The 14,265-nt window shown below is 30.1% G+C and carries 16 protein-coding genes; all 16 read right to left on the bottom strand.

All coding sequences use genetic code 11. The features are described 5' to 3' along the window. Positions 1-207: 207 nt before the first annotated feature. The gene (locus JMO20_RS07890; RefSeq protein ID WP_202709004.1) at positions 208-930 is read right to left on the bottom strand and encodes a DUF4309 domain-containing protein; all 723 of its coding nucleotides are present in this window, start codon (positions 928-930) and stop codon (positions 208-210) included. A 212-nt stretch (positions 931-1,142) separates the two neighbouring features. After that, the gene (locus JMO20_RS07895) at positions 1,143-1,967 is read right to left on the bottom strand and encodes a GNAT family N-acetyltransferase (RefSeq protein ID WP_202709005.1); all 825 of its coding nucleotides are present in this window, start codon (positions 1,965-1,967) and stop codon (positions 1,143-1,145) included. Between the two features lie 418 nt (positions 1,968-2,385). Beyond that, positions 2,386-3,264, bottom strand: a complete 879-nt coding sequence (locus tag JMO20_RS07900) for a hypothetical protein (RefSeq protein ID WP_202709006.1) — start codon at positions 3,262-3,264, stop codon at positions 2,386-2,388. Between the two features lie 262 nt (positions 3,265-3,526). Continuing rightward, positions 3,527-3,874: a hypothetical protein gene (locus tag JMO20_RS07905; protein WP_202709007.1), complete on the bottom strand. Its 348-nt coding sequence runs from the start codon at positions 3,872-3,874 to the stop codon at positions 3,527-3,529. 108 nt (positions 3,875-3,982) lie between these two features. Then, positions 3,983-4,531: a GNAT family N-acetyltransferase gene (locus tag JMO20_RS07910; protein WP_202709008.1), complete on the bottom strand. Its 549-nt coding sequence runs from the start codon at positions 4,529-4,531 to the stop codon at positions 3,983-3,985. Positions 4,532-4,956: 425 nt separating this feature from the next. Continuing rightward, the gene (locus tag JMO20_RS07915) at positions 4,957-5,817 is read right to left on the bottom strand and encodes a GNAT family N-acetyltransferase (protein ID WP_202709009.1); all 861 of its coding nucleotides are present in this window, start codon (positions 5,815-5,817) and stop codon (positions 4,957-4,959) included. A gap of 99 nt (positions 5,818-5,916) precedes the next feature. Then, positions 5,917-6,129, bottom strand: a complete 213-nt coding sequence (locus JMO20_RS19840) for a hypothetical protein (protein WP_207753463.1) — start codon at positions 6,127-6,129, stop codon at positions 5,917-5,919. Continuing rightward, the gene (locus JMO20_RS07920; protein WP_202709010.1) at positions 6,083-6,508 is read right to left on the bottom strand and encodes a hypothetical protein; all 426 of its coding nucleotides are present in this window, start codon (positions 6,506-6,508) and stop codon (positions 6,083-6,085) included. The genes JMO20_RS19840 and JMO20_RS07920 overlap by 47 nt, the downstream gene beginning before the upstream one ends. A 338-nt stretch (positions 6,509-6,846) precedes the next feature. Beyond that, entirely contained in the window at positions 6,847-7,056 is a 210-nt protein-coding gene (locus tag JMO20_RS07925; RefSeq protein WP_202709011.1) for a hypothetical protein, read from the bottom strand. A gap of 297 nt (positions 7,057-7,353) precedes the next feature. Next, positions 7,354-8,055: an RNA polymerase sporulation sigma factor SigK gene (sigK, locus tag JMO20_RS07930; protein WP_202709012.1), complete on the bottom strand. Its 702-nt coding sequence runs from the start codon at positions 8,053-8,055 to the stop codon at positions 7,354-7,356. Positions 8,056-8,156: 101 nt separating this feature from the next. After that, positions 8,157-9,821 carry a peptidoglycan D,D-transpeptidase FtsI family protein gene (locus JMO20_RS07935; protein ID WP_202709013.1) on the bottom strand — a complete coding sequence of 555 codons (1,665 nt, stop codon included), beginning with the start codon at positions 9,819-9,821 and terminating at the stop codon, positions 8,157-8,159. Between the two features lie 64 nt (positions 9,822-9,885). Further along, positions 9,886-10,518, bottom strand: coding sequence for a uridine kinase (gene udk, locus JMO20_RS07940; protein ID WP_243414680.1), 633 nt, complete (start codon positions 10,516-10,518; stop codon positions 9,886-9,888). Between the two features lie 5 nt (positions 10,519-10,523). After that, positions 10,524-11,765, bottom strand: a complete 1,242-nt coding sequence (locus JMO20_RS07945; RefSeq protein WP_202709015.1) for a peptidase U32 family protein — start codon at positions 11,763-11,765, stop codon at positions 10,524-10,526. Further along, positions 11,758-12,417, bottom strand: coding sequence for an O-methyltransferase (locus tag JMO20_RS07950; protein WP_202709016.1), 660 nt, complete (start codon positions 12,415-12,417; stop codon positions 11,758-11,760). Before JMO20_RS07950 ends, JMO20_RS07945 begins: the two co-directional genes overlap by 8 nt. A gap of 97 nt (positions 12,418-12,514) precedes the next feature. Further along, entirely contained in the window at positions 12,515-13,603 is a 1,089-nt protein-coding gene (gene mltG, locus JMO20_RS07955; protein ID WP_202709017.1) for an endolytic transglycosylase MltG, read from the bottom strand. A 142-nt stretch (positions 13,604-13,745) separates the two neighbouring features. Next, on the bottom strand, positions 13,746-14,222 hold the full coding sequence (locus tag JMO20_RS07960) for a QueT transporter family protein (RefSeq protein ID WP_202709018.1): 477 nt from the start codon (positions 14,220-14,222) through the stop codon (positions 13,746-13,748). Between the last annotated feature and the right edge of the window lie 43 nt (positions 14,223-14,265).

The raw sequence follows: 14,265 nt of genomic DNA on the forward strand, positions 1-14,265 counted from the left end.
TCAATTCTACCTCGCTGACTTTCTGTCTACGCTTAAAATATTATGTCACCATAATATCTCCAAAACTCGATACAGGGCTGTTGGCTAGATTTACCCTGACGGGATTCACACCCGCTAGAATGTACGCCCTGCCAGGACGCACCGCAAATATAGTGTTAGTCGATGTGGTTTATACTAAAACTTTTGTTTTGCTAGATTGACCTCAGCTTATCTATTTTCAAATAAGTATGCTACACTAACAGGTTCGTCTACTTTATTTGCAACAAAAACTAGTATATATTTATCTGTCTCATATTCAATAGTACACTCACCATCATAAAGTTCCATTGCTTCATTCTGAGTTGAATTTCTCTGATAACTTGGCTCTCCTAATACAGAAATAATTTCTTTAAAATTCATTCCAAGTTTCACATTACAAATTTCTTTGTCATCACCATAAATACCTATCCACATAACATCTGCATATTCAATTTTTCCATCATTTAAAGATGTATAAGTTGAAAAAACAACGCCTTTATCATCATATGCTAAGTACAATCCCCCCATAAAGTTATCATACCTATCAGGCATACCCCATTTTTCCACAATATCACGACTATATGTTCCAATTCCAAATTCTATACCTTCCAACTTTCCTTCTTTCACTTGTTTAAATAAAGGATTGTCTTCATGATTTAAAGGTTTTTCAACTTCATAAGTGTTTTTGGAACCATTTTCAATCTCTTGTTCTTCATCTCCATAGTTTCTCGTTTTGTTTTTTTCTTCTTCAGAGTTATTCTGATTTTCGATTTCTAATTCATTATCAAATTGAGTATCTAAACCTTTATTCTCTACACTGCCATTTGTCTTATACTTAGTTACATGTCTTTGACAAGCTGTTAAAATAATAATACATATTAAAATATATAGAGTAATTGATATTTTTCTCATATAATTTTTCTCCCCTAATTAAATTCCTAATATTCTTAGTAACTTTTCTAATTCGCACATTGTTTTCCATGTTGACTAACATCTCGGTGTTGCCGATGTACACATCAATCCGCTTTTCTGTGCATGTTGGCAACACTTTGTTAGATGAAGTTCTTTCAGTCACTCCAAAGGAATACCTCAGTATAATTAATCATCAGTAATTTCTAAATTATTTATATTTTTTTTACCATACTATATGATTTATAACCTCTTGGATCATTCTCTTTTATTAATACTATCTTGTATCCTAATTTATCATAGAATTTTTCTGCTTGAAACTCTACTGTACCTAAATTAATGCTATAGACATTTAGCTCTTTTGCTTTTTCCTCTATTTTATACATAAGATTTTTACCAATTCCATTTCCTCTATATTTTTCATCAACTACAAGCCAACCTATATACATTGAATCTTCAGTAATTATCCCATGAACTCCTCCAACAAAATCATCATCATCTAATGCAACAAACATTATATTTCTTTCTTCCATTGGATAAATATTATTATCTCTATTAAATCTCTCTATTTGATTTAATATAATAGCATTATATTTATCTATTTTTTCAGTAACAGCTATAACTTCTATCTGAGCATTACTTTCTATATGAAAATCAATATTCTTCAAATAGAAATATCTAGTTGTTCTTGGTGTTTTTTCTGTAATTCCTCCAATATCAAAACCAATAGACTTAAAATCTTCTACTCTAGATTCAACTTCTATATATAATTTCATACCTACTGCTTTATTTTTATAGTAATGACTAACTTCTGAAATCAACTTTTTTAAAACATCAATATCCTCATAAAACATACTACCAATACTTACCCAATCCCAAGAATAATTTGTACATACACTTCCAACCAATTTTTCACCATCAATAGCATAAAAGTATTCAGTTGATGAATCTTTTTCACCAGTATATTTTAAATTGTAAGCTCTTAATTTTTTTATCAGTTCATCTTTATATTTAAAATTTTTATCCTCTATATACCTCATTTTATCCCCCCAAAAGTTTGTAAATTTCTTGCATCAGGAAATTCAAATAATTGTTTAAAAAATCGTCTCATATTTATAGAAAAAAGCACAGATACTTGTGGTATGGCTCATCTTATCGCAAGTAATTAATTTAACTTGTCTGTTAATATAACCCCCAGGTTTACCTTTATCAAATTATATTATTAATTAAATTGAATACTTTGACCCTCTATGAAAGAATTTTATCTAGCAAATATCTATCCTATTAGTACTTACAAATGAACTTAGATATCTCAACTACCAAAGTAAAATACTTCTTATCTTAGGTCTTATTATATTATTAAGAATGATAATTAATATTAATTCTACTTAATGTGTTGATGTACACATATCTGCAGTTCCTTCATTTTCCAATGCTACTAAGGACCTTCTTATATCTTCATGACCTACCTTCGGTTTTTGATTCTATAAAAGTCTTATTGGCCTCTCTTGTAAATTTTCTAGGTGTCCATTCATTCTCTGTTTCAGCGAACAAAAATTTAGAAATAATATTGCTATTAATATGCTCTCTATTATTTATAATAAATGTCTCCATTTCTTTTTTAGAAGGAAATACTATGCCTATTGCACTTTCTAAATTTATTTTTTTGTAAATCTTTAAAATATGCAATCCATCACAGCAAGTGTCATAAAGTTTTTTTACTTTATTTGAAGAGAAATAAATTCTTACTCCTGGACTATATCTCAAATCCAAATTGAAGTTCAATTTACTATATTGTCTGGACGCTACTACTTTTTCTGGTGATAAGCTGTCTATTGAAGCTAAATCAATATAATCTAAAAAATCGTGAGGTTCTCTTAATTTTCCTCTTATAGTTTTTACGGTTCTATTCATTTTGATTAATTCATTGTAACTTAATAAAGCATTATCCTTAACTATTTGCTTAAAATTATTTATTGCTGTTGAGTGACAAAGATACTTTGGTAAATTTATTAATTCTTCATAATCTTCCATTGAAATATTTCCACCAAAAATATTATATAAATCATATACCTGTTCTTTCTTCTTTGCCCACAAAACTACTTTTCTTTTATTTTTTCTCTCATAATTTAAAACTCTTTTTATACGTGTAAGATTCTTTTCAATCCCAACACACCATATTCCCCATGGACTTCTTCCCATAAGCTCACCTTTATCCATCAAACATATAAGTGTATCGTATCCTAAATCAACACCTAGCCTTTCTGCTTCTCGCCTATTTTGGGGCCAAACCTTCTCATCGAATGTGTTAAAATATTCTAGCTTTCTTTCATACATAAAACCACCTCACTCAGGCATAAATATCTGAAATAGTATAAATTGGATAATCTTACACCAAATATTTATATGCTATATAGTTATGAAATCCCCATAGATAATTAATTATCTCTTAACTTATGTCATATTATATCATTAGTAAAGTTTGGTATTTGTTGTAAAATGTCGAAAATCCAATTATATTCTTAATCCTTTTTCCACTATTTTTAGCAAATAAAAAACACTACCTTTCTAGGCAGCGTTTAACTTTAGATTTTAATTATTATAACTTCCAAATAATTTTTTTCTCAGACGTTCCCATCCTATTTATAAAAGACTGTTCTATCTTAAGAATAGCCCACCCTTCTTTTTCTTCACCCTCTAATAAGTATTTTATCTTATATGGAACATATATCGAGCCATCGTCTTCTAACTCTGAACTGTAAGGACAGTCTATTTTCTTAGACTTGGTTGCACTAATTATTTTAGCACCAAAGGATTTAATCTCAGTTTCTAACATTTTAATACGTTCATCCCGATTTTGTTTAGGTGTACCTAAAACCTTCATCATACAATAAAATACGATTAAAATACTAATTATAATAGCTCCAATAATAACAGAATTGCTCATTTTTCTCCTCCTTGAATGGCTTTAATTTTAGTTATATAATTCAAATTTCTGGGATAACTCATGGGTAATCCTTTTATAATTGATGAATTTCGTTCATTTTTTATTCCTTTACATACTACTTAATAATTCTGATAAAGAAATTGCTTCATCTCTTAATATAGAATATTTTTTCAAATCAGTTGCCACACCTCTGATATAGCATGATTTTCTGTTTATACCTTCAAGTACATAACCACACTTTGTTGCTACTTTCTGTGCTCCAATATTATCAACAGATGTACTTAGTTCTAATCTTTCTATAGGATGTGACTCAAACATGTATGATGTGTACAGCTTTAATGCTTCTGTTGCATATCCATTTTTTCTATTTTCCTTCTTATAAATCAATAAACCTATCTCATAACCTGTTGAATAAATAGAACCTTTGAAATGTTGTATCATACCAATAATATTATCTTGTTTATCAGTTATGAGCAGTATAGAATATTCTTTCTTTACCAGTCCAAATTCTTGAAATTGCTTTTCTAATTGAGCTTTGGATCTCAATGTTAAATCAGAGTATAGACCTTTTTCAGATACATCATTTTGTAATTTGTTCATCTTTTCTAAGTCACTTTCTTCAACAAGTCTTAAATTGATTAAATTCCCCTTTATCATATATATATTTCCCCCTCTTCACTTCTATATAATTATTTATAGGCATAATCTATTGCATCTGCATTAGCAACACAAATGGCTTCCTTTGACTTTTTTCACCTCACAAATCTTGAGCTTATATCAAAATTATATCACTATTCAATTCTGTTGTTTACTAAAAATTGTCGAGAGTTCAATTATATTCTTTATTTTCCTTTCTTTATGCTATATATAAGTTTATTGAAAAACACCACCCTCACAGGCAGTGTTTTAAATAAACTTTATGTTTCTCATATATATTTCATAAGACCTTTATTACAAAGACCCTCTCAAGAAATCATCTGATTTCTATATACTGAAAGTACTCCTTTTTTCCCCTATAGATATTATATTGAATTAAGAGTAATTCTAAAAACAAGCTATTTCTTTTAAAAATATTCATTAATTTACAATTTGGCTGTAAGACATTCATAGTTGCTATGCACTTTAAATCCTAGTTTTTTTGAATACTCGAAAGCATTATTATCATTAGACTCAATAAAGAAGAGTACATTTTCTATATTATGATTTTTAAAACCATCTTTTAGTACCGCAGTAATTAAATCTTCTTCAATACCTTTATTGGTCATATCTTTATCAATAGCTAAAGAAAAAATCTCTAGCTCATCTGGAGCCATCTTACTCTTTTTAGCAGCAATACTTCCCCTTATTTGAGAATCTGACCAATATGAATATATAATCCAATTATTGAAATCACCTTTTATTCTCGAACTATTCCAATAAATATCAGTTTCATTTGAATCATGATATTCTCCAAATGATGTATAATTAGTCTGATTGATTTTTATTATAGAGTGTTGTAAACTACTTGGTCTAAACTCATTTCTTTTAATCCTTTGATCAATACTTGAGTCAACTATTTGAAAGCCATGACTTAATAAACAGTTAATTGATTTTTTATTTTCTTTAGTATAACCTATATAAATCTCATAACCTTTATATTTCTCATGTAAATATTCTATAAATGTTGGCATTACTATATCAATATTATCTTTAATAAATATTGAACTTGTTTGTAAATATAAATCACTTTTTAACACATTAAGATAAATAACACCTATTAATTCATTATCAATGAAAAATCCAAGCAATTCATCGTCTGGATATTTTGAAATTTGATTAAACTTATCTAAAAATTCTTCTTGAGAATTTCGCAATGGATAACTATTAGTCGACGGACTTTTTGAAAGTGAATATGCAAGATTTACTGCTACTTCTATCTCATTTTCTTCCAATTTTCTTAACATCTTTTGTTTTCCCCCTTTGTTAATGCATCTCAGTAAGATGATTATCTGTTATCTAGTTGTGACTAAAGTTAATCGGAACCATCACTCCACTATGTATTTCTACTGAATAATGTTTCCACTTTTATCATAAAACTTATATTGTATATTATTTGTCTTTCCATCTAAATCTTCAAAATAATTAATAAAAGGATTATCTGAAACCTTTTTCGATAGCATTACCCCATTACCCATAATTTGTTGTATTTCAGCTAACTGAGGATTATTACTAATAATTAAATTTGTAGTGGTTAAATAGTATAGTAATGTTTTCAATATCTTTCGCCATATTATTAATATTCTTTTCTGATGGATATTGGTCCCTATTCTCACTTAATAAGTCATCTCCCCACCAATTTATGACCGAGCTATAGAAACTAAAGAATTCTTCACCCTTTCCATATCCGTCTAGATAATTCAATAGGTATTCTGACATAGTCTCCAATTCATTTGCCGCTTTATAAAGATATTTTGCTTTTTTTTCTTTTCGATTTACTTTCTTAACCATATTTAAATCTCCTAAAGCATCACTTATACATCTGTTTATTTTAATTCTTTCTGCTTTAATTTTTTCTGAGAAATATTTGTTATATTTTTCATTTTTTTTGTCAATTTCATTAATTTTCTTTATGATTTCTAATTTCGTATTCTTCAAGAATTCACCTTCTTTCGATGATATAAAATTAGATAACATTAGCTACAATTAAACTGATTATATCATTACTAATCTGAAAAATTAGTTTTAATTTGTCGAACCAAATTGTTTCTAGTATAAAGTTTATTAACATCTGATTTAGATATATCCATAGAAGACATTTTATTGCCTATACATACATCAGAGTGAATTTTTCATAATTTAAACTTCTAATCCATTTCTGATTTTATATAGGACTATTTCAATATTTACTAATGTTTAAATAATCTCAAAAAAATAAAAAAGATAGGTTTAATCCTATCTTTTTATTTATAAAATACATTTTATTTAAATTTATTTTATACAATAATCTTGCAGTTGTTTCTTCCATATTCAGTGGCTAAGTTACAAACTTTTTTACCATTTTTTAATAATGTCCACGTGCTAACTGCTACTCCGCCATGATTATCTACAGTCAATACATCCCCCTTTTTAGCTCCTATTTCCATAACAGCAGGAATGTCTTCGATTACCTCAAACTTAGTGTCTCTAATTTCTTGAATACTCATATTTTACAAAAATACCTCCTTAAATTATAAACGGCTTATTTTACTTAAAAGTTATTTATTATTTTTACATATAAGCCATTATTATTACCTTACCCCATAAAATTAAGACAAAACATTTTTCAACTAATTATCCTTACATTATAAATGATAACATTTAACCAAGCATCTTTTCAAATCTACTACAGTTTTAGGTAGTTTTTAGCAACTGACTCTCAAAAAAACACCACCCTAACAGGCAGTGTTTTCCCCCAAATGTATTTAATTTAAACTATTCTAAATCATATCTATATACTACTTCTACTTACAGCAAAATGCTTTACTTAACTTTTTCACTGCTCTCTTTTCAATTCTAGACACATAAGACCTTGATATTCCCAATCTTTTTGCTATTTCTCTTTGGGTCTTACACCCTTCACTGGTTAATCCATATCTTAATAAGATGATTATCTTTTCTCTGTCCTTTAAGCATTTACTCATCTTCTGATACAATTTCTTAACTTGGATTTTTAAATCAACCTCATCGATTACATCATCAGCATCTGATCCTAATATATCCATCAAAGAAATCTCATTGCCCTCTTTATCAATTCCTATTGGATCTTGAAGTGATACTTCTGATCTTGTTTTCTTGCTTGATCTTATAGTCATCAATATTTCATTATCTATACATCTAGCTGCATAGGTAGCCAGCCTAGTTCCTTTATCTCTATCAAAGGTAGCTATAGCTTTTATTAGACCAATTGTTCCAATGGAAATCAAATCGTCTTGGTCCCTTCCTGTATTATGATATTTCTTTACTATATGTGCTACCAAGCGAAGATTTCTCTCTATAAGTATATTTTTTGCTTCTTCATCGCCTTCCTCGTATCTCATTAAATATAGTTCTTCATCTTCTGGTGATAATGGTTGCGGAAATGAATTGTTATTAGAGATGTATCCTACTAGTAGAAAAACTGGTTTTAATAGGACCCCTAGTAATGTTAACAACTCGACCAACATGAGAAAATACACCTCCATTTTATAATAGCTTCTACTTAAGTATATGTATTATAAAATGAAGGTGTGCAAGTACAGCATTAAATTATTTTATTTTTTATTTATTATTTACCTAGTTTGCTTATTCCTTTAGCAATCTTTTCAAATATAGGTCCAGCAGCTCCTCCTCCAGAGCCTCCATCTTCAGCAAATACAGTTATAACATACTTAGGATCATTTTTAGGAAAATACCCTGATAACCATCCATGTACTATTTCATTATGGGCTCCAGCCTGGGCTGAACCAGTTTTTCCTGCAGCCCCTCCTATGCTATCTAACCTTAGTGAGCTAGCAGTTCCGTTACTAAAAACTTCTTCCATAAAATCTTGTAATACTAAACTATCTAAGGTAGAAATCACTCTTTCATCTTCATCCTTATTCCAAGGTTTGATCATATGACCATCTTCAGATACCAAACTTCCTTTAATTATTGATAGATCCTTTTTTATTCCTCTATTTGCAATAATCATAACTAAATTAGTGACCTGCAAAGGAGTGACCTCTATCTTCCCTTGTCCAATGGAAATCAATCCAATTGCTGGACCTAATAAATCATCTCCTTCTGGCAATCTACCCGATTGCTGTGTAAGTGGACCAATACTTATCTCCTTACCAAATCCTAATTTCTCAGCAGTCTCTATTATTTTTTTTCCACCTAATCGTTGACCAATTTGAATAAAAGTAGCGTTACACGATTGAGCAAATGCTTCCTTTAAATTCAATTGTCCATGTCCATCAGCTTTACTGCAATCAAATCTATTACCCATTACAATCTCATATCCATCACAAGTAAATTCTTCATCTACATCAACCACATCATTCTCTAATGCAGATAATAATACTACTATTTTAAATATAGAACCTGGCGGATAAGACACTCTTATAGCTTTATTATATAAATCCATTTCTGTGCTATCTTCATGCTCACTCACATCATCTTGATTTAAATTAGGCCTACTTGCCATTGCTACTATGTCTCCTGTATCTACTTCAGCAACAATAACAGCTCCATTCCTTCCTTCAGTGTCCATAGCCTCTTCAACAATCTTCTGTATATGATAATCAACAGTTAGTTGTACACTATTACCTACTCCACTATTATCCTTTATAACCTGTGTAACACCCATCCCAGGTATAGGTCTTTCCTTGCCATCAACGATAAAAGATACTAATCCATTTTCATCATCCATTTTTAATATATTTTCATAAGCTAATTCAATTCCACTTTCTCCAGTATACTCACTTCTATGAACATATCCTATAACATGGGATAAAAGATTGTCCTTATGATATCTCTCAACCTTAGAAGCCATTAATACACCATTAACATTTTCTTCTAATGGAGGGCTATCCTCTTTCAAAGGTATTTCAATTACTCCACTTGATTTATCAAAAACACTTGCCACCTCATCTTCTGTCATATTAGCATTCTCTTTTATATATTCTAATAAATTTTCATTTTCCCTAGCTATTTCCTTATAAAATATAAAAAGAGTGGGTTGTTTCTCTCTATTAGTTAGAGGAATTAAATTTCTATCATAAATCATTCCCCTAGGCATAGATAGTCTCACTTCCTTCTGCCTCTGGCTAGACGCTGCTTGGGAGTATTCATCTCCCTTTATAAAGCTAACCCAAAACAACCTAGCTCCTAGTAAGCTAAATACTAATAATATAATATATGCAAAAGAATACATTCTCTTTCGTATTCTTTTTATATCTTTTTCTTCCATAAAAAAACCTCCACGATAAGATATTGATACTAAGAGTATTAACATCTTGTCATGGAGTTATAACTTAATCTTCTAGTTCCCTAGAAATTATTGAATTCATTTTTGTAACCATTAGGTCTATTGCTACTTTGTTGTATCCACCCTCTGGAATTATAATATCAGCATATCTCTTGCTTGGTTCAATAAACTGCATATGTGCAGGACGGACGGTTGTTAGGTATTGATCAATAACTGATTCAAGAGTTCTACCTCTGTCTCTAATATCCCTAACTATCCTTCTAACAACTCTAACATCGGAATCAGTATCCACAAATATTTTTATATCTAATAAGTCCCTTATTCTCTCATCATCTAATATTAAAATACCTTCAAGAATTATGATATCTCTAGAATCGACTTTAATTGTCTCACTTCTCCTTGTATGTCTCTCAAAGTCATAAATTGGTTTTTCAATACTTTTGCCTTTGATTAACTTCTTAAGCTGTTTAATAAGTAACTCATTATCAAAAGCTAATGGATGGTCATAATTGGTATTTATTCTCTCTTCAAATGTTAAATGACTTTGATCTTTATAATATGAATCTTGCTCTATCATTACTATATCTTTTTCATCTAATGCATTATATATCTCATTGGCAACAGTACTTTTCCCAGACCCAGAGCCCCCTGTAATACCAATCAAAATAGGCCTTTTCAAAGACATCATTCCTTTCTTGATTTTCTTAGCATATCGTATTTTTCTACAGGTTGATTGACCTTAATCCTAATCTTTTGTTGTGGATGAGGAGCCACATCAATTTCTTCTCCTTTTGAATCCCACATTTTTTCAATAGTTTGAGTAAAATGCTCTTTATTAGGACCGAATATCTCTATTTTATCTCCTACAAAAATTCTATTTCTTTGCTCGACAATAGCAACTTGATTTTCTTCATCATAGTCTAAAACCAAGCCAACAAAATCATATTCTCTTATATATGAGCTACTAGTATACAATTGCTCTTTCCCTGATGGTTTCTCAAAATAAAATCCAGTCGTAAAATCTCTATGACTAGCTTTTTTTATTTCATCAAGCCACTTTTCTTCATATCTATAATTTTTAGGGTCAGCGTAATATTTGTCCAAAAGCATTCTGTATGATCTTACAACTGTTGCTACATAGTATGGACTCTTCATTCTACCCTCTATCTTAAGACTGCCAATTCCAGCCTCGATTAATTCTGGAAGATGTTTAATCATACATAAATCTTTGGAATTGAAAATAAAAGTTCCCTTTTCATCTTCATATACCGGGAAGTATTCTCCAGGTCTTTTTTGCTCCACCAAATGATACTTCCATCTACATGATTGAGCACATGCACCTCTATTAGCATCTCTATTTAATCCTCTTTCAGTCATATAATTACTTAATAAACATCTACCTGAATAGGATATACACATTGCTCCATGTACAAAGGTTTCAACTTCTAAATCCTCAGGTTTTTTATCTATTACTTCTTTAATCTCATCAAGTGATAGTTCTCTTGCTAACACAACTCTTTTAAGTCCTTGACTGTGCCAAAAGTTAGCAGTTGCAAAATTAGTTGTATTTGCTTGAGTACTTAGATGTATTTCCATATCAGGGGCATTTTCCTTAACTATATATAATACTCCTGGATCAGAAACTATAACTGCATCTACTCCAATTTCATCTAATTTCCTAACATACTCAGGTAGTCCATCTAAATCTTCATTATGAGGGATTATATTTAAAGTTGTATAAACTCTTTTACCACGATCATGGGCAAATTTAACTCCTTCTTCTAGTTCTTCAATAGTGAAGTTTTTAGCTCCTGCTCTCATACCAAAAGCTAATCCTCCTAAGTATACTGCATCAGCACCATATACAAAAGCCATCTTAAGTTTATCTAGACTTCCAGCAGGCGCTAGTAGTTCAACCTTATTCATTAGTATCCTCCTTCTTATATGTTAAAGCTACTCCATCTCCTATAGGTATAATACTAGATTCAAACATAGGATTATTACAGATGTAGTCTAAATATTCTCTCATTCTTCTTACTATTGTTTTTTGTCTTCTAACCACTAAATCATCATTGGCAATCATACCTTTGTATAGAACATTATCAGATATAATCACACCTTCCTTAGCTAGATTTTTTATGCAATATGGTAAGAAGTCCATGTACTTACTTTTGGCTGCATCTAGAAAGATCATATCAAAGGTATCTTCAATATTTGGTAATACATCTTGAGCTTCTCCTTTGATAATTTTTATCCTGTCATGATAACCATACTTTTCAATATTCCTTCTAGCTAATTCTATCATATCATCTCTACGTTCAATTGTAACAACTTTTCCCTCTATTCCCATAGAATTAACCATAACTATTGATGAATACCCTATTGCAGCTCCTATTTCTAATATTCTTTTAGGTTTTTTTATATTTATTAATACTTTCATAAACTGAGCTACTTCTGGATGTATTATAGGAACATGATTTTCCTCTGCATACCTTTCCATTTCCTTTAAGTATCCTGTACTTTCTGGTATTACCTCTCGTATATAGTCTTCTATATAATCTTCATTAATATTACTCAAAGCAATCCTCCTTATGGTTTTTAATATGTACAATTAATAATACGTGGCAACTATACCACGTATTATTTTTCCCAATACCTAATTTTAGATACTAGTCTTATTTATTTCTAATTCTATCTATAGCATTTAAATGATCTTGATAAGTTATACTAAAAGTATGACTACCAGTACCGTCTTCATTAGAAACAAAATACTTATAAGGAACATCCGCTGGATTTACAGCTGCTTCGATTGATTTCTTTCCTGGTGAAGCGATTGGTCCAGGAGGTAACCCACTATTTCTATAAGTATTATAGTCAGATTCTATTTCTAAATCCTTATAGCTTAGAACTTGCTTCCTTTCTCCCAAAGCAAATTGGATTGTAGCACAGGATTCTAGTGGTTGATTAATGGATAATCTATTATGGAAAACAGCAGAAATCATAGGTCTTTCTTCATCTAATTTTCCTTCCCTCTCGATTATAGAAGCAAGAGATATTACTTCATTAAGAGTCATATTTAAATCATTTGCCTTATTAGCTATTTCATCACTATAAACCTGTGTAAATCTAGAAAGCATCTTTTCAATAATATCTTCTTCCTTTGCATCTACAAAAATCTCATAAGTGTCAGGATATAAATATCCCTCTAAATTTAATCCTTCAGGTATATCCTTAAGAATTGGATACTTTTCTTCAAAAGATTTAGGATTAGATACTAATTCTTCAAATCTTACTTTATCAATTAATCCCATATCACTTAATCTTGATATTATCTCATGTAGTTCAAACCCTTCTGGTATAGTAAAAGATACTGTTTCCTTCAATATACCACCTGTTTGTAGACTTTCTAAAATCTCTTCAGGTGTCATACCGTTATTTAAAACATACTTACCTGCTTTAAGGCTTCCATCTAATCCTAGTGTTTTTGCAGTATATCTAAAAAAGAGTTCATTTCTAATAAGACCTCTATCCTTTAATATACTTGCTATTCTAACTGTAGAGCTACCTTGAGGTATTTCAACAGTTATATCTTTAATATTCTCAACTGCCATAGGAGCCATTTGTGAATTATAATAGCTTCTTAATCCAAAGAAGCTAATTAAAGCAACCACTAACACTATAATTAGAATAGAAATTATTATTTTTTTAAATTTTGAAGGTTTCTTGTCCATATTATTACCACTCTTATTCAGGGATTTAATCACAAAAAACTCCCCCTTTTTAACATATTTATTTTATTATACAATTTTCTTTATTTTTTTACAAGGTATGTACTCATTTAGACATAAAAAAATAACTAAAGAACTTTCATAATAAAAACTGTACGCTATGTACAGCCTTTATTAATCAAACTCGTTTTAGTATCCTTTTATATGAATATAAAACTATACTTCCACCTATACCGACTGCTATCAATTCTCCAGCACCTATTCCAAATACAGTAATCCAATAAGGTGCACCCATAGCAGCAGACACCCATATTGATACTATTAGCCCATTAAGAATAACTGGTGGAAGAACTCCTAAAAAAGTGTTAGGCATTTTACTGGTTAGATAAGCAGCTACTAATGTAACTATACTACCTCCGATTACATCAATTAAACCAAAGGGAGCAATAAAAACTAATATAAAATTGGCTAATAAGCAACCTATAAAAACACCAGGTATAGCTGCTCTATCTATAAGTGGCAACAGTACTAGTCCTTCAGCTATTCTTACTTGTATTGGTCCGTATGCCATAGCTGGTAATGGTATCTCAAGCATAACTAATATAACATAAATCGCTGCAATCAAACCAGCTCTTGCTAAATATCTAACATTCATCCTAATCCTCCTAGGTTTATTTATGCTAAACCTTATTTTATCC

It is taken from the genome of Sporosalibacterium faouarense (assembly GCF_016765695.1).
Classification (GTDB): domain Bacteria; phylum Bacillota; class Clostridia; order Tissierellales; family VENL01; genus Sporosalibacterium; species Sporosalibacterium faouarense.